This window comes from Nocardia sp. NPDC059180, from assembly GCF_042754945.1.
GTDB lineage: Bacteria > Actinomycetota > Actinomycetes > Mycobacteriales > Mycobacteriaceae > Nocardia.
Genome location: NZ_JBHZBU010000001.1, coordinates 499,491 through 523,723, shown reverse-complemented (window position 1 = coordinate 523,723; position 24,233 = coordinate 499,491). Strand labels below are relative to the sequence as shown.

Annotated in this window: 14 protein-coding genes; 9 read left to right on the top strand and 5 right to left on the bottom strand. The window is 67.3% G+C overall.

Going from position 1 to position 24,233, the window contains the following annotated elements; genetic code table 11:
* Window positions 1-48: 48 nt before the first annotated feature.
* Entirely contained in the window at window positions 49-612 is a 564-nt protein-coding gene (locus ACFXNW_RS02395; protein WP_379415303.1) for a DUF4282 domain-containing protein, read from the bottom strand.
* A gap of 240 nt (window positions 613-852) precedes the next feature.
* Between ACFXNW_RS02395 and ACFXNW_RS02390 the strand changes: the two genes are divergently transcribed.
* Window positions 853-1,338: a hypothetical protein gene (locus ACFXNW_RS02390; protein WP_379415302.1), complete on the top strand. Its 486-nt coding sequence runs from the start codon at window positions 853-855 to the stop codon at window positions 1,336-1,338.
* Window positions 1,339-1,675: 337 nt separating this feature from the next.
* Window positions 1,676-2,275: a pyridoxamine 5'-phosphate oxidase family protein gene (locus ACFXNW_RS02385; protein ID WP_379415301.1), complete on the top strand. Its 600-nt coding sequence runs from the start codon at window positions 1,676-1,678 to the stop codon at window positions 2,273-2,275.
* Between the two features lie 30 nt (window positions 2,276-2,305).
* On the opposite strand, the gene ACFXNW_RS02380 is transcribed toward ACFXNW_RS02385, so the two are convergent.
* Window positions 2,306-2,764 carry a GtrA family protein gene (locus ACFXNW_RS02380; RefSeq protein ID WP_379415300.1) on the bottom strand — a complete coding sequence of 153 codons (459 nt, stop codon included), beginning with the start codon at window positions 2,762-2,764 and terminating at the stop codon, window positions 2,306-2,308.
* Window positions 2,765-2,859: 95 nt separating this feature from the next.
* Between ACFXNW_RS02380 and ACFXNW_RS02375 the strand changes: the two genes are divergently transcribed.
* From ACFXNW_RS02375 to ACFXNW_RS02350, 6 genes are all read left to right on the top strand, one after another.
* Window positions 2,860-4,332 carry an FAD-binding protein gene (locus ACFXNW_RS02375; RefSeq protein ID WP_379415299.1) on the top strand — a complete coding sequence of 491 codons (1,473 nt, stop codon included), beginning with the start codon at window positions 2,860-2,862 and terminating at the stop codon, window positions 4,330-4,332.
* Window positions 4,329-5,108: a decaprenylphospho-beta-D-erythro-pentofuranosid-2-ulose 2-reductase gene (locus ACFXNW_RS02370; RefSeq protein WP_379415297.1), complete on the top strand. Its 780-nt coding sequence runs from the start codon at window positions 4,329-4,331 to the stop codon at window positions 5,106-5,108. The genes ACFXNW_RS02375 and ACFXNW_RS02370 overlap by 4 nt, the downstream gene beginning before the upstream one ends.
* Window positions 5,109-5,409: 301 nt before the next feature.
* Entirely contained in the window at window positions 5,410-7,383 is a 1,974-nt protein-coding gene (locus tag ACFXNW_RS02365; protein WP_379415296.1) for a galactan 5-O-arabinofuranosyltransferase, read from the top strand.
* A 138-nt stretch (window positions 7,384-7,521) separates the two neighbouring features.
* On the top strand, window positions 7,522-9,342 hold the full coding sequence (locus ACFXNW_RS02360) for a glycosyl transferase (protein WP_379416255.1): 1,821 nt from the start codon (window positions 7,522-7,524) through the stop codon (window positions 9,340-9,342).
* A gap of 45 nt (window positions 9,343-9,387) precedes the next feature.
* Window positions 9,388-12,942, top strand: a complete 3,555-nt coding sequence (locus ACFXNW_RS02355) for an arabinosyltransferase domain-containing protein (protein WP_379415295.1) — start codon at window positions 9,388-9,390, stop codon at window positions 12,940-12,942.
* A gap of 209 nt (window positions 12,943-13,151) precedes the next feature.
* On the top strand, window positions 13,152-13,313 hold the full coding sequence (locus ACFXNW_RS02350; protein ID WP_379415294.1) for a hypothetical protein: 162 nt from the start codon (window positions 13,152-13,154) through the stop codon (window positions 13,311-13,313).
* 83 nt (window positions 13,314-13,396) lie between these two features.
* On the opposite strand, the gene ACFXNW_RS02345 is transcribed toward ACFXNW_RS02350, so the two are convergent.
* The gene (locus ACFXNW_RS02345) at window positions 13,397-16,735 is read right to left on the bottom strand and encodes an arabinosyltransferase domain-containing protein (RefSeq protein ID WP_379415292.1); all 3,339 of its coding nucleotides are present in this window, start codon (window positions 16,733-16,735) and stop codon (window positions 13,397-13,399) included.
* A 95-nt stretch (window positions 16,736-16,830) separates the two neighbouring features.
* Between ACFXNW_RS02345 and ACFXNW_RS02340 the strand changes: the two genes are divergently transcribed.
* Entirely contained in the window at window positions 16,831-17,328 is a 498-nt protein-coding gene (locus ACFXNW_RS02340; protein WP_379415290.1) for a peptidylprolyl isomerase, read from the top strand.
* An 81-nt stretch (window positions 17,329-17,409) separates the two neighbouring features.
* Here ACFXNW_RS02340 and ACFXNW_RS02335 read toward each other — a convergent pair whose 3' ends face one another.
* Both ACFXNW_RS02335 and pks13 read right to left on the bottom strand, forming a co-directional pair.
* Window positions 17,410-18,954: an acyl-CoA carboxylase subunit beta gene (locus tag ACFXNW_RS02335; RefSeq protein ID WP_379415289.1), complete on the bottom strand. Its 1,545-nt coding sequence runs from the start codon at window positions 18,952-18,954 to the stop codon at window positions 17,410-17,412.
* Window positions 18,951-24,227, bottom strand: a complete 5,277-nt coding sequence (gene pks13 / locus ACFXNW_RS02330) for a polyketide synthase Pks13 (protein WP_379415287.1) — start codon at window positions 24,225-24,227, stop codon at window positions 18,951-18,953. Before pks13 ends, ACFXNW_RS02335 begins: the two co-directional genes overlap by 4 nt.
* Window positions 24,228-24,233 lie beyond the last annotated feature (6 nt).

Genomic DNA, 24,233 nt, shown 5'->3' with positions numbered 1-24,233 from the left:
GGAAATAGCAACGATGTCACAGACAGGCCGACGTCACCTCCACGACAGCTATTTTCGCGAGCCGCCGCGGCGGAACCGCCAGAACTGCACCGCACGAACGTCTTCGGAGAGCTGATTCACCGGCTCGGCCACATCGGAGAGCGCCTGGAACAGGTCGTCGGCCAGATCGCTGATGTGCTCGACTCGCGTCGCCAGCCGGGACGCGTTCACCAGGAACTCCAGCACCAGACGCACCGACGCGGCGATGCTGAGCCCCAGCGGCACCGCGATCAGTGCCGCGAAGATCCCCAGCAGCGCCGATACCTGCCACATCAGCACCGTCAAGGCGATCGGGATGCCGAAGGCGAACAGCAGCCCGAGTAGATAGGCCAACGGCAGGATCGTCCGAGTCGCGGGCCTGCGGAACTGCACATCGAGCAGGCCGCGCACCGCGTCGGCACACCATCGGCGGAACGCGCGCCTGCTGACGAAGGGCTCGGGCGCGGTCTCCTCCTCGGCCGACGCGCCGGGGAACCGGCGCGCCGCGGTCGAGCGCCAGGTGATCCAGCGCGACTCGGTCTCCAGCTCGTCGTCCGGTTGTGGCGCTTCGGTGCCTGCGGACTCATCTGTCATTCCCCGAATCCTTCCTCTATCCAGCCCCCGAAACCACCCCCGACCTCGTCACATCCATCGTGGCCATGCTCGAGGAACCGGCCCTGCCGGGCACTAGCACCGATCGGCATTACCGGCCGGTAAATGAGACGAATCCGACAGTTGTGAAAAATTCGCGAAATCTCGTAACGCTTCGGGCACCTGCCCTCGATACGAACCATGAATGCAGGACCTGATCTGTAACGGGGAATGGAGAAGACAGTGCGTACGACGTTTCCGACTTCCGTCTCGGCGGACACCATGTCCGCCGCCGCGCAGGACTACACCCAGCGCGGTTGGACGGTCGCTGAAACGGCCAACGGTCTGTGCCTGATCACCGATGACGACATTTCCGCCATCGAGGTCAGCGGGGAGCTGGCCGCCGAGGTCCGTCGCTTCCTGCGTGCCAACAACCTGTCCGGACCGGTGATCGAGATCCCCGGTACCGAACGTCGCGAAATCCACCTCGTCACCGGCGCCCGCAAGGCCGCCATGGCGATCGAGGCGCTGCGCGAGGCCGGGGCCACCGTCCACACCGACGGTGCAGGCATCCCGCTGCCGCCCACGCAGCTCTCGGCCGGGTCGGCCGCCTGGGGCATCGCCCCGGGCGAAGCCCGCTGGGTGCCGCCGGTGGTCGCGATCAGCGCCGCCGTCCGGGCCGCCGCGGCCCGTCGCCGGCGTGGACAGCTCACCAGCGTCGCCTGCTGAGTCGGCACCGGAGCCACGGACAAGACCGTCCAGGACGACAACTGCACACGGTAGACACCGACCCCGCCGAGCACCGGCGGGGTCTTCGTCGTTGCCGGGAACGTTCGTCGTCGCCGGGGAGCGCTACCCCATGACGACAATTGCCCAACGAACGAACCAGTCTGTTTGCTGGACGCCCGGAAACCCTTGGGCCGACCGATGATTCGTCCATCGGGGTAGACGGGTTTCGCCCCCTCACGAGCATGTTCACGATAAAATCGACCGGATTCCTCTTATGTCGCTGGTTCGATGCTGAGCCTCGACGATCTCTCGAATCCGGCTATCACAGGGGGCGCATATGCGCGGCAGCGACGGCGAGCACGTACTACAGGAACGCCAGGGGACACAGGACCGGGCCCGGCGCTTCTACGACGATCAGGTCCGCGATCGACTCAACGACCACATGATCGAATTCGTCGGCCGGATGGATATGGCGTTCATCGCCACCGCCGACGCGCACGGCGAATGCGATGCCAGCTTCCGGGCGGGCGATCCTGGCTTTCTGCACGTCATCGACGCGCAGACGATCGCGTATCCGGAATACCGGGGCAATGGGGTGCTGGCCAGCCTCGGCAATATCCACACCAACCCGCATATCGGCATCCTGATGGTCGACTTCGTCCGCGATCTGATCGGACTGCACATCAACGGGTCGGCCCGCATCGTCGACGACAGCGCGCTACGCGGCTGGGCGCCCGGCCTGCCGCCGAGCCGCCGCGGCCGCGAGGCCCAGGTCTGGGTGGTGGTCGACGTGGCAGAGGCCTATATCCACTGCCGCAAGCACATTCCGCATCTGATGCCCGCTACCAGGGAACAGCGGGAGTGGGGCACCGACAGTATGCGCGCCAAAGGTGGGGACTACTTCGGCGTCAAGGCGGACGCCCTGGTGGAGAGCTGAGCAGATGAGCGGTCCGCCGAGCGACTCGCCCTAGTCGATCTTGAAGATGACCATCCGCTGCACGACGAAGTTGATCACGGTGGCGGTGCCCTGCGCGATGACGAACGCCAGCGGCAACCGCCACCAGGTGTCGTCCAATGCCTGGTACATCACCCAGTTGATACCGACCTGCACCGCGAAGGTGACCGCGTACAGCGCGACCACCGCGATGAACCGGGCCCGGCTCGGCGGCGCCTGGAACGTCCAGCGGCGATTGATCAGGTAGGCGGTGGTGGTGCCCGCGATGAAGCCGATGGCCTTGGCGACGTTGACCGGGAGGCCCGCCAGATACAGCAGCGAGTACAAGCCGAAGTCGACCACAGCCGACAACCCGCCGGTCACGCCGAACCGGATGATCTGCGTCTTCAGGTCGACATCGGTGCCGCCCGGCTCGTCGACCAGCGGAATCTCGACCGGAAGCGGCAAATGGGGTTCGGCACTCACGCGCACGAGAGTAACCCGAACGCGCCGGCGTGGCCGACGCCATACCGGCGGGTACGGCGACCCCGGCCGCGTATCCGGCGATACCTGTAGCCTCTATGCCGATGTCCACGAAAGCCACGACCCCCACCACGACGCCCGGTGATGACAGCGTTTCCGCCGCCACCAACGGCGCGGCCCGCACGTTCGATCTACCGACGCGCACCCGCACGCTCACCGGGTGGGGTCGCACCGCGCCAACGTCCGCCGAAGTGCTCTCGACCAGCGATCCCGAGCTGATCGCCAAGGCCGTGAGCATGGTCGCCGAGGACAACGACGGCAAGCCCGCTCACCTGCGCCGCGGCGTCATCGCGCGCGGACTCGGCCGCTCCTACGGCGATCACGCGCAGAACGGCGGCGGCCTTGTCGTCGACATGACCGCGCTCAACCGCATCCACCGTATCGACGGCGACACCCACATGGTCGACGTCGACGGTGGTGTGAGCCTGGACCAGCTGATGAAGGCGGCGCTGCCGTTCGGCCTCTGGGTTCCGGTGCTACCCGGCACCAGGCAGGTCACCATCGGCGGCGCCATCGCCTCCGATATCCACGGCAAGAACCACCACTCCGAGGGCAGCTTCGGCAACCACGTCCGCTCCATCGACCTGCTCACCGCCGACGGGCAGGTGCAGACCATCTCGCCCAAGAAGAACGCCAAGCTGTTCTGGGCGACTGTCGGCGGTAACGGCCTGACCGGCATCATTCTGCGGGCGACGATCGAGATGATCCCGACCGAGACCGCGTACTTCCTCAACGACGGCGTCAAGACAACGACCCTCGACGAGACGATCGCGGTGCACAGCGACGGCAGCGAAGCGAACTACACCTACTCGAGCGCGTGGTTCGACGTGATCAGCCCGCTGCCCGCGCTCGGCCGCTGCACGCTCACGCGCGGCAGGTTGGCCAAGGTGGACGAACTGCCCAAGAAACTGCGCAAGCGCCCGCTGAAGTTCGATGCCCCACAGCTGATGACCGTCCCGGATATCTTCCCGAACTGGACGATGAACAAGCTGACGATGAACGCGATCGGCCAGGCGTACTACGCGATGGGCGGCAACTACACCGGCAAGGTGCAGAACCTGACGCAGTTCTATCACCCGCTCGACATGATCGCCGAGTGGAACCGCGGCTACGGCTCCAACGGCTTCCTGCAGTACCAGTTCGTGGTGCCGACCGAGGCGGTCGAGGCGTTCAAGAGCATCATCATCGACATCCAGGCCTCCGGGCACTACTCGGCGCTCAATGTGTTCAAGCTGTTCGGCCCCGGCAACCAGGCGCCGCTGAGCTTCCCGATGCCGGGCTGGAACATCTGCGTCGACTTCCCGATCCGGCCCGGCCTCAACGAGCTGGTCACCGAACTCGACAAGCGCGTGCTGGAATTCGGCGGCAGGCTCTACACCGCGAAGGATTCGCGCACCACCGCCGAAACCTTCCACCAGATGTATCCCCGGATCGACGAGTGGATCAAGATCCGCCGAAGTGTCGACCCCACAGGCGTTTTCATGTCCGATATGGCCAGGAGGCTGGAGCTCCAGTGATCAACGCAGTTGGCAACCCGCAGACCATCCTGCTGTTCGGCGGAACCTCGGAGATCGGGCTGGCGATCTGCGCCGAGTACCTGAAGAAGGGTGCCGCTCGCATCATCCTGGCCGCGCTGCCGGGCGATCCGCTGCGTGAGGGCGCGGTCGCGCAGATGAAGGCGGCGGGCGCCGAGCAGGTCGACGTCATCGATTTCGACGCACTCGACACCGACAGCCACGCCAAGGTGATCGACCAGGCCTGGGACGGCGGCGATGTGGATGTCGCCATCGTCGCGTTCGGCATGCTGGGTGACGCCGAGGAACTGTGGCAGAACCAGCGCAAGGCGGTGCAGATCGCCGGTATCAACTACACCGCGGCGGTGTCGGTCGGTGTGCTGGTCGGCGAGAAGATGAAGGCGCAGGGCTACGGGCGCATCATCGCCATGTCCTCGGTCGCCGGTGAGCGGGTGCGCCGCTCCAACTTCGTCTACGGCTCCACCAAGGCCGGCCTCGACGGCTTCTACCTCGGTCTCGGTGAGGCGTTGCGGCCGTACGGCCCGCGCGTGCTCGTCATCCGGCCGGGCCAGGTCCGCACCACGACCACGCTCGAGCACTGGAAGGCAACCGGCGCCAAGGAAGCACCGTTCACCGTCGACAAGGAAGAGGTCGCGGCCATGGCGGTGGCGGCGTCGCAGAAGGGCAAGGAGCTGATCTGGGCTCCCGGTCAGGTGCGCTTCCTGATGTCGGTGCTTCGCCACATCCCGCGCCCGGTTTTCCGCAAACTCCCCCTGTGAATCGATTCCCGTAGCGGTGGTTGTCCAGGACATGGGCGGCCACCGCTGACGAGGATCGCCCGGCGTGCTCGGCGGTCCGTGCTCGGCGGTCCGCGATAACGTTGCGCCGACCGCGGAGTCACAGCCATCGATCCGGAGGCAGTATGCGAGCATTCGGGCAGCACCGCGCCCGCCGCGAGGATTCGTCGACGTTTTCGGCGGTCCGGTGCGAGATCGGCGCGGGTCGATATGCCCGCTGCCACGGCTGGTCCGCGACTGGACAGTCGATCCCGGGTGGCACGAGTATCGCCGGAGTGATCGCGTGAGTACGCAGGTGAACGAGTCCGGCCGTGGCACTCTGTTGATTCGGCGGATCGGCTCGAGTGCGGGCACCGCTGTACTCGCGGCAGTGGTGGCGGCCGTGGTCGCGGCCGTCGGGCTCTATGCGTTTTCGCTGGTGCAGTGGCCTGCGTTCAACTCCTCCAATGTGACTCGGGCGCTGACCACGGTCGGGCAGGTGGTTGCCGCCGTCCTGCTGGTCGCCTCGATCGCGCTTTACCGGCGCAGAACCAAGCTGTGGCTGGCGAAACTGCTGTCGTGGGCGGGGCTTTCGGCGTTCGTCACGGTGACGCTCGGGATGCCGTTGGCCGCTACGAAGCTGTACCTGTTCGGTGTCTCGGTCGATCAGGAGTTCCGCACCGAGTATCTGACCAGGCTCACCGACAGCGCTGCGCTGCGCGATATGACCTACGCGGATCTGCCGCCGTTCTATCCCGCCGGATGGTTCTGGATCGGCGGCCGCGTGGCGAATGTGCTCGGGATGGACGGCTGGGAGGTCTTCAAGCCGTACGCGATCGGCTCGATCGCGGTGGCGGCGGTGATCGCCTTGGCGCTCTGGTCGGAGCTGATTCGCGCGGATTGGGCGGTCGGTGTTGCGGCGGCGGTCACCGCGGTCGGGCTCACCTTCGCCTCGCCCGAGGCGTATGGCGCGGTGATCGCGATTCTGTTGCCGCCGGTGCTGGTGCTTGCGTGGGGTGCGCTGCATCGGCCCGACGATCAGCGCGGGACCGCAGGCGGCTGGGGTGCGGTGATCGGCACCGGGGTGTTCCTCGGCGTCGCGGCCACCTTCTACACGCTGTACCTAGCGTTCGCGGCGTTCGCGGTGACGGTGATGGCGCTGGTCGCAGCCGGATACGCGGTATGGGCACGACGGGCGGAAGGTCGCTCGCATCGCCGGAGTGCCGACGATACGAACGGCGGCGCGTGGCAGGCAGCTATCCCCCCAGTGACCAGACTCGTTGTCATCGGCCTGATCGCCGGGCTCATCGCGCTGACGGTGTACCTGCCATTCCTGCTGGAACTGCTCGGCGGTTCCTGGCCCAGCGGCGGCACGGCCTTCCACTACCTGCCCGAAGCCGGCGCCGAACTGCCGTTCCCCATGGTGGAGTTCTCCCTGATCGGCGGCCTCTGCCTGATCGGCACGATCTGGCTGGTGCTGCGGGCCGGGTCGTCGCGGCGGGCGCAGGCGCTCGGTATCGGCGTGGTCGCGGTGTATCTGTGGTCGCTGCTGTCGATGCTGGCGACGGTCGCCGGGACGACACTGCTGTCGTTCCGGTTGGAACCGATCCTGTATGTGCTGCTGGCCGCGGCTGGCGCGTTCGGTTTCGTCGAGGGTGCGCGGGCTGCCTACCAGGCGTTCAACGAACCCGAGCGGTTCCGGATCGTGGTGGTCGCGGTGGCACTGGTCGGTGCGCTGGCCTTCACCCAGGACATTCCCCGGGTGCTGGCGCCGGAGATCACCACCGCCTACACCGATACCGATGGCGACGGCGTCCGCGCCGACCAGCGCGACGCCTCGGCGGTGCACTACTACCGCGAGATCGACGCCGCGCTCACCGCGCAGACCGGGCGTCCCCGTTCGGAGACGGTGGTGCTCACCGCCGACACCACCTTTCTCGCCTACTACCCGTACTTCGGTTTCCAGGGCCTGACCTCGCATTACGCCAATCCGCTCGCCGAGTTCCCCGAACGCGCGGCGGCCATCGAACAGTGGAGCGAGCTGGAAACCCCGCAGGAACTGCTCGACGCGATGGCGGCGGCGGCGTGGCGCGCGCCGGATGCGTTCCTGTTCCGGCGCAGCGGCGAGGATTACACGCTGAGGCTTGCGAAGGACGTGTATCCCAACGATCCGAACGTGAGCCGCTATACCGTCGCCTTCCCCAGCACGCTGTTCGACGATCCGCGCTTCACCAGCACCGATATCGGACCGTTCACGCTGGTCACCGTCGCGCACTGACGGCGCCCGGTCCGTCCCTGGCTTGTCAGCTCGTGTTCAGGGTGGTTGGGTACGGTGGGCTGCTGATCTAGCCGGTACGAGGAGTGGTTTTACGTTTTGAGTGGGGAACCTGACGTCGAGCGGGGTGGATCGACGGCGGTGGACGTCGCGACGAAAGGGTCGACGCCGACCCTGCGGCCAAGCCCAGAACACACACCCGAACGAACCCGTCCGCGACTACGGATACCGCGCGCCGACCTGCTGATCGGCGCGAGCTACCTGGTGCTCGCCGCCACCATTCTGTCCGGGCAATGGCGTGACACCAGTGGCTCCTACCTGATCAAGAGCGGTCAGGACCAGACCATGTGGGAGTGGTTCTTCTCGGTCACCGCCCATTCGGTGGCCAATCTGCAGAACCCGCTCGGCACGCATCTGCAGAACTTCCCGGCCGGGGTGAACATGATGGCCAACACGGCCATGTTCGGGGTCGGCGTCCCGCTGACGCCGGTCACCCTGCTGTTCGGCCCGACCGTCACCTTCGTGCTTGTCCTCACCCTCGGGCTCGGCGGTACCGCATTCGCCTGGTACCGGCTGTTGTCTCGTGAACTGGTGAGCTCGCGGGCCGCCGCCGCCATCGGTGGCCTGTTCTGCGGTTTCGCGCCCGCGATGATCTCGCACGCCAACGCCCACCCGAACTTCGTGCTGCTGGTGCTGCTGCCGGTGATCGCCGGGCAGCTGATCCGGATGGCGCGCCGCGCAGGCGACGCCGAAACTCCGCGCCCACGACGGCGAGTGCGCGACGCCGTGATCCTCGGGCTGCTGGTGGCCATGCAGATCGCGCTCGGCGAAGAGCCGCTGCTGATCTTCGCGCTGGCCTTCGCTGTCTTCGCGATCGGCTACTACCTGCGCGAACCACGCACCGGGCTGCGCATGCTGCGCCGCATCGCCCCGACGGTGGCGCTGGCCGCGGTGATCACCCTTGTGCTCGCCGCGATTCCACTGTGGTGGCAGTTCTTCGGACCGCAGAGCTACCGGTCCATCGACCACGGTCAGATGGGCAACGACCTGAAGACCATCACCCAGTTCCCGTCGGAATCGCTGGGCGGCATGTTCTCACCCGGTCAGAGCGTCGCGATCAACCCGACCGAGCAGAACGCCTACTTCGGCTGGCCGCTGCTGTTGCTGCTCGTCGTCACCGCCGCACTGCTGTGGCGCGAGCGCATGGTGCGGGCCGCGACGGGCGTCATCGCGGTGTTCGGCGTGCTCTCGCTGGGCTCGGAAGCCATGTTCGGTAAGGAAGGCACCGGGGTCATGCTGCCGTGGCGGCTGCTGGAATCGGTGCCGCTGGTCAACTCGATGCTGGAAACCCGGCTGACCATGGCCGCGATACCAGCCATCGCGGTGATTCTCGCACTGGCCACCGAACGCGCGATCGCGTTGTGGAAGGAGTCGGCGGTCGATCCCAAACCGCTGGCCTGGTTCGCTGCCCTGACCTTCGCACTGCTGCCGCTGGTGCCGACGATCCTTCCGGTGGCCGAGCGGACCGTCACGCCGCAGTTCTTCGCCGACGGCACTGTCGACCGGTATGTCGATGACGGTTCCGTGGTCGTCGTGCCCCCGCCGCGTCCGCCCGATGCGAAGGCCCTGCGCTGGCAAGCCGACGCCGGCTTCTCCTTCCCGCTCGCGGGCGGCTACTTCGTCGGCCCCACCGGCGCGGACAAGAAGGCCATCTACGGGCCTGCCGCACGGGCCACCGCGTCACTGCTGGTGAAAGCCCAGGACACCGGCAAGGTGCCGGTCATCGACGCCGACGATCGCGCATCGGCGCTGGCGGATCTGCGGTTCTGGCGGGCCGACGTGGTGGTGCTTCCGCAGACCCACCATGACGACACCCTGCGCCAGACCATGGCCTCGCTGCTCGGCGTCGAGCCGACCCGGGTGCAGGACGTGTGGGTCTGGGACGTGCGGGCGTTGCGGTAACCACTATCACTCGCGGTTAGGCGTACCTCCGCATTCGCTGCGGCCATGCGCGGGCTGGGGGCGGACTCCGTCCGACAGCGCCCATTAGAGTCGAGACCCGTGCGACCGGACCGATCTCCCAGAGCGTTCAACCGTCTCCGCCTGATCGCCCTCGTCTCCGGATTCCTCGGATTCGTGCTGGCGTTGCTGACCCCGCTGTTGCCGGTGCGTCAGGACCAGGCGGTCCTCGACTGGCCGCAGGCTGGGCAGGCGAGTGTCGAAGCGCCGCTGGTGACTTACGAGCCACTGCGACTCGAACTCACCGTGCCGTGCCCGGTGCTGCGGGACGCGACGGGCACGCTGGTCTCGACCATCCCGATGGACTCCGATCAAGCCTCGGCCAAGGGGCTGATCGTGGCGGTGCGTGACGGCACGCTGTCGGTGCTGCTGCGTGACGTTCCGCTGTTGTCGGCGCCGGTGGCCGAAATCGGCGACTGCACGGCGATCAGCGTCACCTCCGAGGCCGCCGCCACCAGCGCCGAGATCGTCGGGGTGAATCGCGCGGATGGAACGCCCTTCCGCGCCATCGTCACTCGCGATATCCGCCCGCAGATGGTCGGTGTGTTCACCGAGCTGGATCAGGCGCAACTCGATGGCATCCGCTTGCACGCCGATATCGATTCGCGGTTCAGCTCCTCCCCCACCGCGTTGAAGCTCGCCGCGATGATCATCGCGGTACTGAGCACCATCGTCGCGCTGATCGCACTGCATCTGCTCGACACCGCCGACGGACGGCGCGCGCGCCGCTTCCTCCCCGGGCACTGGTGGCGCTTCACCCTGGCCGACGGCGCGGTGCTCGGAACCCTCGCGGTCTGGCACGTCATCGGCGCCAACACCTCCGACGACGGCTACATCCTGAACATGGCGCGCGCCTCCGAGCACGCCGGGTACATGGCCAACTACTACCGGTGGTTCGGGGTGCCAGAGGCGCCGTTCGGCTGGTCCTACGAGGTGCTGTCCTGGATGACCCGGGTCTCCGACGCCAGCCCGTGGATGCGGCTGCCCGCACTGCTGGCCGGAGTGGTGTGCTGGCTGGTGATCAGCCGCGAGGTGCTGCCACGGCTCGGTGCGCGGGTGCGCAGCAACAAGGTGGCGTTGTGGACGGCCGGACTGGTGTTCCTGGCCTTCTGGCTGCCCTACGACAACGGTCTGCGGCCCGAACCGCTGATCGCGGCGGGCGCGCTGCTCACCTGGTGCTCGATCGAGCGGGCCATCGCCACATCGCGACTGCTGCCCGCGGCGATCGGCATTCTCATCGCAGCGTTCTCGCTTGCGGCCGGGCCGACGGGGCTGATCTGTATCGCGGCGTTGATCGCGGGGTCGCGGCCGGTGTTGCAGGTGATTGTGAAGCGGGCGCGTGGTGAGGCGGCGACGCAGTCGATTCTCGCCGAGGCGCGGGCGCAAGCGCGGGGGTCCGGCGGCGAAGCTCAGCCGGGAGACGACGCTCGGTCGAAGGGTGACGCTCCGGCAGAAGGAGATAGTCGATCGGAGGGCGAGGCTCGCGCGGAGATCGCCGCCGAGGGTCCCACGGCGGCCGGCAGTGGCTCTGCTGGCGAGCCCGATAGCGGTGCTGTTCGGGACAACAACGCGAAACCTGCCAAACGCCCGCGTGGTTCGCTGGGCAGCGGGATCTTCCGGTACGCCGCGCTTCTCGCACCCGGCCTTGCCGCCGGAACCCTGGTCCTGGTCGTCATTTTCGCCGATCAGACACTGGCCACGGTCATGGAAGCCACCCGGGTCCGCACCATCGTCGGACCGAACGTCGCCTGGTTCGACGAACGCACCCGCTGGGATTCGCTGCTCATGCTGGCGCCGGACGGTTCGCTGTCGCGGCGGTTCGGTGTGCTGCTGATGCTGCTGTGCCTGCTCGTGTGTGTGCTGCAAGTGCTGCGCAAGGGCCGGATTCCCGGCACCTCACGCGGTCCGTCGGTGCGCATTCTCGGGATCGTGTTCGCCTCGCTGCTGCTGATGATGTGGACGCCGACCAAGTGGACCCATCACTTCGGCGTGTACGCCGGTCTCGCCGGATCGCTGGCCGCGCTGGCTGCGGTCGCGGTGGGCGTCAACGGGATTCGCTCGGCACGTAACCGGGCATTGTTCGCTGCGGCGGTGCTGTTCCTGCTCGCCATCACTTTCACCGGCTCCAACGGCTGGTGGTACGTGTCCAGTTACGGTGTCCCGTGGTGGGACAAGGCGCCGCTGGTGGCGGGCAAGGGTGTGTCGACGCTGTTCCTCGGGCTCAGTGTGGTTGCGCTGCTCGTCGCGCTGTGGCTGCATTACCGGCAGCCCTATCGGCGATCCGGCGACTCACGATGGGGGCGCTACGCCTCGGCCCCGTTGACGATCGCCGCCGCGCTGATGGTGATCTTCGAAGTGGCCTCGCTGGCCAAGGCCGCCGTCACCCAGTACCCGGCCTACTCGGTCGCCGAGTCCAACGTGCGGTCGCTGGCCGGTGAGCCGTGCGCAATGGCCGATTCGGTACTCGTGGAAACGAATACCGCCGATTCGCTGCTGGCTCCGTACGACGGCGCGCCCGCCGACGGCCTCACCACCACCGAAACCGGAGTGGAGTCGGTCGGATTCACCCCGGACGGCGTAGCCGACGACCTCACCGCCGACGCCGAGGAGGTCGCGGGCGGCGGTGCCAATACCGTCGAATCCGACAACGACAACAAAACCAGCGACACCACCGGAGCCGGCACCGGCGGCGGCACCACCGCACAGGCCGGTATCAACGGCTCCACCGTGGTACTGCCCTTCGGCCTCGACCCGGCCCGCACCCCGGTGCTCGGCAGCTACACCGACGAGGACCAGAGCCAGGCGAAGCTGACCACCCAGTGGTACCGCCTCGACCTGACCGACGCCATGCGCGCCGACCCCGCCTACCGGGTGCTGGCCATCACCGCGGCCGGGCGCATCCGGTCCGTGGACGCCGACGGCGTGCTCACCTACGGCCAGGATCTGGTGCTGGAGTATGGAACCCGCGCCGCCGACGGATCCATGACCGTGCTCGGTGCGCTGACCCCGACCGATATCGGACCGGCACCGTCCTGGCGAAACCTGCGGGTACCGCTGGACCAGCTGCCCGCCGAAGTCAACGCGGTGCGCCTGGTCGCCTCCGACAACGACATCACCCAGCGCCAGTGGCTGGCCATCACCCCACCACGCCTGCCACGCCTGGCCACCCTGGACTCCGTCGTCGGCCACACCGACCCGGTCCTGCTGGACTGGCACGTCGGCCTGGCCTTCCCCTGCCAACGCCCCTTCGACCACCACCTCGGCGTAGCCGAAGTCCCACGCTGGCGCATCCTGCCCGACCGCGTCGGCGCCGACGCTTCCAACGCCTGGCAGGACGATATCGGCGGCGGTCCACTCGGGTGGACGGAACTGTTGCTGCAAGCGAAGTCTGTGCCGACGTATCTGAACGACGACTGGGCGCGGGACTGGGGTTCGTTGGAACAGTTCACTCCGTATGACCCGAGTGCTGTTCCGGCGGAACTGGGTGTCACCACAGTGACCCGTTCGGGGCTCGAGAAGGACGCTCCGATCCGGATCAGGTAACCGGCAGCCCTTCCCACTCACGGGAATCTCAAAGATCTCCGCGAGTGGGAAGGCGCGCCGTCCGCCGGTGCCGAACCGGTCCGATGACGGGCGCAGCGCCGATACCCTGCGGTAACTCCCACGACGCCCTGTTTCCTCTCGGGAAACGTTGGGCTACTGCTTGTTTCGATCTCAGGAATTACCCAGCGACGGACCGTACAGTTGAACACATGACTCCGGCCTTCGAAGATATGCCCCTGCGCGATCTCGTCGGATTACTGAACGACGAGGAGCAACGAGAACTACGCCCGTCGGTGCTACGGGTGCTCAACCGCCTGCCCGATCAAGAGGTGTTACGTCGCGAACTGGGTAGGCGTATGACCAACGTGTAGAACCAGCAAACCCCGTCGTCCAACGAAAAGGGCGGCACTCGTCATATCGACGAGCGCCGCCCTTCGTCAGCTTCGGGGCCGGATCAGAACACTCGCAGCTGTCCCGGCATCCACAAACCGGAACGCGAAGCGGTGCCGGTTTCCAGTTCGGCCGGAGTCGCGTCGTAATACTGGTCGTAGCGTTCCAACGAACCCCAGTCGCGGGCCCAGTCGTCCTTCAGGTAAGTCGGCATGGTGACCGACTTGGACAGCATCTGGGAGAAGCCGAGCGGGCCGCCGAACTCTTCGGCCTGCCAGGTGTTGGTGGAGCTGATGGCCAGCGGGCGGTCGGGCAGGATGCGGTAGCGCGGGACCTCGGCGACACCGTTGTGGTGGGAGAAGGGGCGCTGGCAGGGGAACTGCAGGCCGACGGCCCAGTCCAGCAGGACCGGCTGCTCGGAACCGATGAAGCTGTTGACCGACTCCAGCGTCGGCACCCGCGGCGGGGTGAACGCCAGCCACTGGTCACCGATGAGGATGGGGTCGTTGGCGACGATGCGCACCGCGTCGGCCTCGGGCGCGATCTCGTCCAGCGGCACCCGCAGGTTGCGCCAGGACGGGAACGGGCCGATATCGCGGGGCAGGTAGGTGCCGAGCGGGGTGACGCTGCCGTCGGGCTGACGCTTGCCGTAGTCGACGGTCAGCGACTGGCCGTACTGCATGGCGCCGGTGTCGTCGTAGGACACGATGCGGCCGGCCGCGGAGATGACGATCAGCGGCTTGTCCTCGGCACGCTCGGGCAGCCCGTACCAGCTCGAGGTCACGAAAGCAGGCTGCTGCACGCCGTGCTGGTAGCTGCCGAGGATCGGGGTGGCCGCGGGGTCGAGCCCGAACGGCAACGCCACGGTGCTGCCGTTCACGCCCTGCGCGCCCTGGCCGCCGCCGGTGCCCGCGCTCTGGCCTTCGGCGAACGCGGCGCCGACCGACTGGGTGGAGGTGTTGCCGGTACCCGGCTTCACCTCGACGGCGTCGGCGGACAGATCGTCGGGCACACCGTTGGGGTCGAAGCCCACCGGATCGACGCCGGCCAGCGGATCGTTCGGGTTGGTCGGCGGGGTGACCGGATCGATGATCGGGTCGAGCCGTCCACCGTTCGGATCCGCCTCGACCAGCACGTCATTGGCGAGGCCGCAGCTGTCGCCGGAGAGCGCGTCGATGTTCGAGCGCGCCAGCGAGTAGCCGGGGTATTGCGAATACGCGCCCTTGACCAGCGACACCACCTCGAACAGCACCATCGCGGCGGCGACCAGCGTCAACGGGATGGCGGCGAACTTTCGGATCCGCCTGCCGCGCGCCGATCGCGGTGAACTCGGCGGTTTGGCGTAACCCTCACGCAGCGCATGCCACGCCACCAGTGCCAACGCCGCCCCGAACAGGATGAGGATCACCGTATTGGACTGGATACCGCCAACCGAGACCCGCTTGTCGAACCACGGCACACCGAAGCTGGACACGTACCAGTAGCCGTTGATCCCGGAGAATGCCACGGCGAGCACGAACAGCAGCCCGGCCAGGAAGATCGCCCGGTTCTTCCGTGCCCGCAAGGCACTGGCCGACACCGCGACCGCCGTCACCGCCGCCAGCGAACCGGCGATACCGGCGTAGGCGCCGAAGTGGTGGGTCCACTTGGTCGGGTTGAACATCATGAAGAAGATGGTTCCGAAGACCACGCCCATCAACCGCCAGGTCGGGGCGCTGGCGATACCGGGCACCTGGCGCCTGCGCAGCAGCACAAGCATGGTGGTGAACAGGCACAGCAGCATCGCCAGGAACGCGAACCGGCGCGAGACCGAACCGTCGACGGTCTCCACGAACAGGTAGTAGTAGCGCAGGTAGTCCTCGTACCAGGCCAGGTTCGGGCCGGTCAGCTGACGCACGCGGTTGGCTTCCTGGATACCGGCGAAGGTCTGATCGCTGTAGACGACTGTCAAGACGAGTAGACCGGCTGCCGCGATCGGTGCGAGCAACGGCAGCGTCCCGTGTTCGCGTCGCTTACGCACCACGATCTTCACCAGCGGACGGATACCGGCCAGCAGTGCCGCGATACACATCAGGCCCGTCGGGGCGGCGGCCAACGTGAACGCGGCCACCAGCACAGCGACACCTGCGGGCAGCAGCCTGCCCGTCGCGATGGCTCGCTCGATCGAGACCCAGGTCAGCAGCGCGCCGAGCGCGACGATCGGCTCCGAACGCAGCCCGTTGTCGAACGGCAGCCAGAACGCCAGGAACACCAGACCACCGGTCCACAGCGCCACCCGGTTGGTGCGCACGCCGCGACCGAGGCGCGGCACCACCTCGCGGCTGATCACCATCCAGCACAGGATCGCGCACGCCAGCGCCGGCAGACGCACCCACGGGCTGGCCGTGGAAACCTCGGCGAAGAGCTGGATGACGTAGTAGTACCAGCCGAACGGCGCCTCCGGCACGCCGTACCAGCGGAAGTAGTTGGCCATATAGCCTGCGTCCGGCGCGACCCGGACCATGCTCAGGATGTAGCCGTCGTCGGAGGTGTTGGCGCCGACGAAATGCCACACCAGCAGCGTCCCGATGACGGCACCGTCGGCCCAGGTCGGCTTGAACCAGTGCGAAGGCAGGAACCGGCGGTGACCGCGGCCGTCGCTGGTGTCCAGCCGCGCCAGCGCAGCCAGCGCGATCAGCGTGCACAGCACGGCGGCGATCATCGCGACCATCTTGATGAGGGTCGGCGTGGAGCTGTAGCGCGTATCGATCTCCATGTCGAACGCCAGGCCCGCGGGCACTGCGCCCTCCAGGTCGGAGAACACACCGACCACCTGGGGCCGCAGATCGCCGAGCAGCTGGCCCTCGACCGGCTGCCCGGCCTCGGTGGTCAGCCCGTTGAAGACCGCGTGCGTCCGATCGATATCGGAGGTGATGGTGATATCGGTGCAGCCCGCGAGTTCGGAGCGCTGCGCCGAGGCGACCACCGCATTGCGGTCGACCACATCCACCGAGGTATCCGAGACACGGACGAACAGCGCCTCGAGCGCCGCCTGATCACCCTGCGGCGGCGCGGTGGCCAACAGCATTCCGCCCTGCGGCGGCAACTGCTCGATCGCCGAACACGGAATGGTCGCGCTCAGCTCGATCGGCACCTGCGACATCAGCGGCGCCTGCACATTGCCGAGCGAACCCTGCTGCGGCCAGCTCAACGTCGCCGTCGTCTGCGTTACCGGTAGAAATGGCGTGGCCAGCGCGAACAGGGCACCGAGCACGCCTGCGACCAGCGCGATGAGCCGCGCGGTCCGGAAATCGCGCGGAGCGACCTGCGGTGCGGGCGGCGTCTCCGGCAAAACAGCGACTGCATCTGACACGGTTGGGAAGTCTAGAGCGCGGCGTTCGACATGGCGTGTCCAGTAGGACATTGCCTCGCGGCAGCTACGTATTAGCAGAACGCGGATTCGGGCGAAACGACACCCGAATTACCGTCGACCGGTGGGGGCAATGGAAAGCTATGGGTATGACAAAGGTGAATCTCGAGACGAACTACGGAACCATCGGGCTGGAGCTGGACGACGCCAAGGCGCCGAACACGGTGAAGAACTTCCTGGAGTACGTGAACGCCGGGCACTACGACGGCACCATCTTCCACCGCGTCATCCCCGGCTTCATGATCCAGGGCGGCGGCTTCGACGGCGATATGAAGCAGAAGCCGACCAAGTCCCCGATCCAGAACGAGGCGGGCAACGGCCTCAAAAACGACCGCTACACCGTCGCCATGGCGCGCACCAACGACCCGCATTCGGCGACCGCGCAGTTCTTCGTCAACGTGGCCGACAACGATTTCCTCAACCACACCCAGCCGGCCGGCCAGGGCTGGGGCTACGCGGTCTTCGCTACCGTCACCGAGGGCACCGAGGTGGTCGACAAGATCGCCGCCGTGTCCACCTCCTCGCACGGCGTCCACCAGGACGTCCCGGCCGAGGCCGTCGTGATCGAATCCGCGAAGGTCGCCTGATCGGACACTGACCCGACGACAAACGCGACGCGGGCCGCATCCCTACCGGATGCGGCCCGATCGCTGTCTACGGCCCTTTACTTACAGCGGCAGCAGGTGATGCTTGCGCGGGTTCTTCAAGATGGTCTTGTCCCGCAGCAGGTGCAGCGCCTTGCGCAGTTCCAGACGCGTCGCCGACGGTTCGATGACGGCGTCGATGTAACCGCGTTCGGCCGCCACCCATGGCGTGGCGACGGTGGCGTTGTAGAAGTCGATCATCTGCTGGCGGATCGCCGGACGCTGATCCTCCGGCGCGGCCGCGATCTGCTTGCCACCGATCAGGCTCACCGCGCTCTCCGCGCCCATCACCGCGATCCGCGCCGTCGGCCAGGCCAGGTTGACGTCGGCGCCGAGCTGCTTGGAGCCCATGACCGCGTATCCGCCGCCGTAGGACTTGCGGATCACCACTGTCACCTTCGGCACGGTCGCCTCGACGAACGAGAACAGGAACCGGCCGCCGCGTTTGATGACGCCGATCTTCTCCTGCTCCACACCGGGCAGGAAGCCTGGCGTATCCACCACGAAGACCAGTGGGATCTCGAAGGCGTCGCACATCCGCACGAAATGCGCCGCCTTGTCCGAGGCTCGCGCGTCCAATGCGCCTGCGTAGAACATCGGCTGGTTGGCCACCACGCCGACGCTGCGGCCGTCGACCCTGGCGAAGCCGGTGATGATGTTGCGCCCGGCCGTCGCGCCGATCTCGTGGAAATCTCCGTCGTCGAAGATGCGGATCAGGATTTCCTGCATGTCGTAGCCGGAGTTGTCCGAGTCCGGCACGATCCCGTTCAGCTCACGATCGGAATCGGTGAGTTCCGGCTCCAGACCGGGATTCACGATCGGCGGCGGCTCCTGGCAGGAGGTCGGTAGAAATCCGAGGTAGTCACGCACCCACGCGAAGGCGGCCTTCTCGTCCTCGGCGACGTGGTGGATATTGCCGTACTGGGCCTGGCTGTTGGCGCCGCCGAGTTCCTCGAGGCTGACGTCCTCGCCGGTGACCTCGCGGATCACCTTGGGGCCGGTGACGAACATGTACGCCTCTTCGGTCGCCACCACGACGTCGGTGTTGATCGGGGCGTAGACGGCGCCGCCCGCGCATTTGCCGAGGATCATCGAGATCTGCGGCACCAGGCCCGACAGCGGTTCCTGGCGACGGCCGAGTTCGGCGTACCAGGCCAGCGAGGTCACCGCCTCCTGCACGCGCGCACCACCGGAGTCGTTGATACCGACGACCGGGCAGCCGACCTTCAGGGCGTACTCCATGATCCCGGCGACCTTGCGACCGAACATCTCACCGACCGAACCGCCGTAGACGGTCTGATCGTGGGAGAACACCGCGATCGGCCGTCCGTCGACCAGGCCGTGCCCGGTGACGACACCGTCGCCGTAGAGGGCATCGGGATCACCGGGTTTGCGCACCAAAGCACCGACTTCCACGAAGGTGCCTGGATCGAGCAACATGTTGATCCGGTCGCGGGCGCTGGGAATCCCCTTCTTCGCCCGCTTGGCCACCCCCGCTTCACCCGCGGGTTCCTGCGCCAGCTCGAGGCGTTTACGCAGGTCCGCGAGTTTCTCGGCAGTAGTGCTCACTTGGCCCCTTTCGCCTCGATTTCCGCGAGCTTCGCGGAGAGGTCCGCTCCGATTTTGCCGATGCGTGGTTCGTCGACGATCTGCAAATGGTCGCCGGGGATGTGGATGACCTCGAGGTTGGGCACGTACTCGTCCCAGCCGCCGTTGGGCAGCCGGTCGGCGTAGCGCGGCTCCAGCTCGAGCATGCCGTCGTGGTAGCGGTCGGCGAGGTAGAGCACCACATCACCGTCGTAGTGGGTCGGGCGGACTTTTTGTAGTGCGCGGTTCTCGACCCAGGAGGTGCGCTGATGTTCGAGCACGCCGCCCGGGATCTTCGCGCCGGTCATCTTGACCAGATCGGTGACGATCTTGATCTGATCCTCATCGGAAGCCTGAGCCAGTTCTTCCAGCTGCTCGTCGGGCAGCTCGCCCTCGACGCCATAGGTCTTCTTCGCGAAGGCCTGGTAGCGCTGCATCCGGCGGACCCGCTCCTGCGGGCTGTCGTCCTCGGGCTCGGTCGGGATCGCGAGGTCGATCAGACCGACCACGCGGACGTCCGCGCCCTCGGCCCGCAGAATCTGCGCGACGGCCATCGCAAGGACCGCACCGAGCGACCAGCCGTAGAGCACGTACGGTCCGTCACCCTGGATCTTGCGCAGTTCCGGGACGTACTGGCGGGCGCGTTCGTCGATTTCGCCGTCGACGCGCTCGAGGCCGTACACCGGGGTGGTCTCGGGCAGCTTCTTCATCAGCGGCTCGTACACCAGCGTGTTGCCGCCGGAGGGATGGAACACGAACACCGGCACGGCATTCGAGCCCTCGGCGCGCGGGCGCAGCGGCCGGATGAACCCGTCCACATCGGCGCCGCTGTCCTGCAGCTTGCGCACCACGTCGGCGAGGTCTTCGATGGTCTCGGAATCGAGCACATCGTCGACGGTGACCTCCGCCCCGACCCGATCGGTCAGGCGGGCGGCCAACTTTTCGGCGGTGTCCTCGTCGAGGATCGGCAGGGTAGTGAAGATGCCCTTGGCAGACTTGCCGGTGACGACCGCCCAGGAGGCGAAGGTCAGGCGCTCGGCGGCGTCACGCGGGGGGACGTCGTCTTCGGTTTCGGCCTTGCCGCCGCCGAAAATCGCGGCCGCTTCCGCAGGCGCCGGAGTGGGTGCCGCAACAGGCTCGGCCTTCGCCGCCGCCTTCGACTCCGCTTCCGCGACAATCTTTTCCGCCTCGGCCTCGACCGTGGTGTTCTCGACGTCGGCCTTCGGCGCAGCGTCGCCGGCGGCGGCCTTCACCACCGCACCCGGGTCTTCCCCCGCCTCCAGCGCGGCCCGCGCGGCGGCGACGAAACCCTCATCGACGGTCACGTCTTCGCCCGCGGCCTGCCGCTGCGCGATCTCCTGGACCTCGTCGCGGTGCTCGATGGCGTAGCGCAGTACCTTGCCGACCTCGTGCAGGCTGGCGTCGCGCACGGCCTGGATCTGCAGCTGCGGGATGTCGAATTCGTATTCGACGCGGTTCTTGATGCGCATGGCCATCAGGGAGTCGAGGCCGAGCTCCATCAGCGGGATCTCCATCGGGAGGTCCTCGACGGCGTAACCCATCGATTCGGCGACGATCACCGCGAGCCGTTCCTCGACGGTCTGGGAACCGTTGGGATCCCAGCGATCACCGAAGGATTCGACGACCTCGACGTCGGCGCTCGCCGTGGCCTCGGCCGGTGCGGCCGCAACCGTCGCGGCGGCAACGGATTCGGGCAGCGCGGCACCGGAGGTGACGACCGCGTCGAACAGCAACCGGAAACCGGCGCCCTCACGGGCGTGCACCTGCACCGACGCGCCACCGGGATGCGGGGTCAGCGTGGTGGTCAGCGTGCCGGAGGCCGGCGGGGCGCTGTGGGCGATCGACGCACCGAGCGCCACATCGCTGAGTACCTGCGCGGCAGCCGAATTCACCAGCGCGGCGAGGTCGCCGACCGAACCGGCCTGCACCTCCCACACATGCCTGCCGTCGGGCAGCGCGACGTGCGCGCCGGGCGCCCGGTTGTTACCACCGGAGGACATGGTGGCCTTGGGCCAGTACGGCTTACGCACGAACGCGGTACGCGGGACATCGCCGTACGCGCCCGCGGGCAGCAGCGACGGCAGATCGACGGCGTGGCCGTGCACATACAACTGAGCCAGCGCCGAGATCACACCGGCCGATTCGTCTTCCTTGCGCTTGAGCGTCGGAATCAGCTGCGCGTCATGCAGTCCCGCGGCGAAGGTCGTACCGAGCACCTGCATCAGCGCCACCGAGTTCGGCGCCAGCTCCAGGAAGGTGGTGTGGCCGGAGTCCACCGCGAGCTTCACCGCATTGGTGAAGTACACGCTGTGGCGCATGTTCTTGACCCAGTAGTCCTCGTTGTGCACCGGATCGTGGCCGGCGCGGTAGAACTGCTCCTTGTCGACGGTGGAGTACAGCCCGACCGTCATCTTCGTCGGCTCGATACCGGCCAGCTCGGCGGCCAGCTCGCCCAGCAGCGGGTCCATCTGCGAGGTGTGGCCCGCACCGCGAGTCTGCAGCACGCGGGCGAACTTGCCGGACTCCTCGACCCGCGCGACGATCTGGGCGACCTGCGCCTGCGGGCCGCCGATCACCGTGTTGGTCGGCGCGGCGTACACCGCCACCTCGACGTCGGGGAATTCGGTGAGCAGCTCCGCGACATCGTCGGCACTGAGTTCGACCAGCGCCATATTGCGCACATCGTCATCGGTGATCATCTGCTCGCCCTCGCCCATCAGGCGGGAGCGGGCGCAGATCACGCGCACGGCGTCTTCCAGCGTCAGACCGCCGGAAATGTAGGCACCGGCGACCTCACCCATGGAGTGGCCGACGACCGCGGCGGGCTCGGCGCCGTGCGCACGCAGCAGCGCGGCCAGGCCGATTTGGATGGTGAAGATGCCGACCTGCGAGGTGCCGACGTTGTAGTCCTGGGCATCGTCGAGAATCATCTCGCGGATCGAGTACCCGGCCTCGTCCTGCACCAGCTCATCGACCTCGTCGACGGTGCGACGGAAGATCGAATTCTCTTGGTAGAGCTGCTTACCCATCTTGCGGTGCTGGGCGCCGAAGCCGGCGAACACCCACATCGGGGGCTTGATGGCAGGGGCGTCGGCGGTGAACACACCGGTGCCCGGCTTACCCGCCGCGATGGCGCGCAGACCAGCGACGGCCTCCGCATGGTCCTTGGCAAGCACCACACCGCGCGAACGCCAGTGACTGCGCTTGGCCAGCGACCGCGCGACGTCCGTGAGCGGAGTATTGCGACCCTGTTCGGTCTCCAGCCAGTCGGCCAGTTCGGCGGCGGCACGACGACGACGTGAGGGCAGGTACCCCGAGACCGGCAGAATCACCGGCAGCGGCTCTTCGCGCTCGGCGGACCATTCGGCTTCTACGGCAACGGTTTCCGCCACCGCCGCCGGAGTCTCGCGCTCGACGGCTTCGGATTCGGATTCGGCGACGATGCCCTCGGCCTCGGCCACCACATCGGTCGTCTCGACGTCGGCATCCGCGTCGCCCGTAACCTCCACTGCCACAGCAGCCTTGGACACGTACTCCTGCAACACCACATGCGCGTTGGTGCCACCGAAGCCGAAGCCGGAGATACCGACGGTCGCGGTGCCGCTGTAGCGCGGGAACTCGGTCGGCTCGTCGACGATCTTCAGCCGCGCCTGCTCGAACGGGATGAACGGGCTCGGGCCCGCGTAGCCGATGTTCGGCGGAATCACATTGTGCTGGAACGCCATGACCACCTTGGCCAGGCTCGGCACGCCCGCACCGGACTCGAGGTGACCGAAGTTGGTCTTGACCGAACCGAGCAGCGCGGGCTTGTCGGCGTCGCGGCCACGCCCGACCACCCGGCCGAGCGCGTCGGCCTCGATCGGATCACCGATCGGAGTGCCGGTGCCGTGCGCTTCGATGTAGTCGACGGTGGAGGGCTTGATGCCCGCGTCGCGGTAGGCGCGACGCAGCACATCGGCCTGGGCGTCCGGGTTCGGTGCGAGCAGGCCGTTGGAGCGACCGTCGTTGTTGACCGCCGAGCCCTTGACCACGGCGTAGATGTGGTCGCCGTCGCGTTCGGCGTCAGCGAGCCGCTTGAGCACGACCAGACCGGCACCTTCGGAACGGACCATGCCGTCGGCGTCGGAGGAGAAGGCCTTGATGTGGCCGTCCTTGGCGATGCCGGGCGCGAAGCCGAGCGTCGTCATCGGCATCAGCAGCATGTTCACACCACCGGCCAGCGCCAGGTCGGCGTCACCGTCGCGCAGCGCGCGCACTGCCTGGTGCATCGCGACCAGCGTGGACGAGCATGCGGTGTCCACGGTGACCGACGGGCCGCGGAAGTCGTAGAAGTAGGAGACGCGGTTGGCGATGATGCCGTTGGAGCTGCCCATGATCGCGTACGCCTCGGCGGAAGCGGGCAAGTTCGGGTCGGGGTCGCTGAGCCCGAGCGCGGCGATCATCTGGAAATCGCTGGTGGAGGAGCCGATGAACAGGCCGACCGGCGCGCCCTTGAGGTCGCTGGCCGGAATCCGGGCGTGCTCGAGCGCCTCCCAGGTGAGTTCCATCATCAGCCGCTGCTGCGGATCGACGCGCTCGACCTCGATCGGCGACATCGCGAAGAACTCGGCATCGAAGCCCTTGACCACGTCCTGGTCCAGGTAGCCGCCCAGGGTGTTGGCCTCGGCGACCGCCTGCGCGACCGAGGGCTCACTGAGGAACTCCGACCAGCGGCCCTCGGGCAGCTCCCGGATCGCGTCGCCGCGGTTCATCAGGAATTCCCAGGTCGACTCCGGGGTGTCACCGGCGCCGGGCAGCCGGGTGGACAGGCCGACGATCGCAATGTCGTGCGCCTCCCCCGGGGCGTATCCGGCGGTGTAGGAAAGCTCGTCGGCCGCCTCCGCAGGCAACTCCGGCTCACCGTTGATGATGACGTCGGCCAGCGAGGCGATCGTCGGATGCTGATAGACCACCGTCGGGTTCAAGATGACGCCGGTGAGATCCTCGATATCGCCGCCGAGCGCCATCGCATCGCGCGAAGCCAGACCGAACTCCTCCATCGGACGGTCGACGGTGATCTGCTCGAGCTGCTGACCTGTCGCGTCGGCCACCCACTTGCGCAGCCATTCCTGTAGCTCCGCAACGGAGATATCGGGATTGGCCGGCGCACTGGGGGCAGCAGCTTCGGCATCCGCGCCGGGATCGACGGGAAGGTTGTCGGTCGTCTCGGGAGCCATGCCCTCGTTCTCAGCCATCAATCC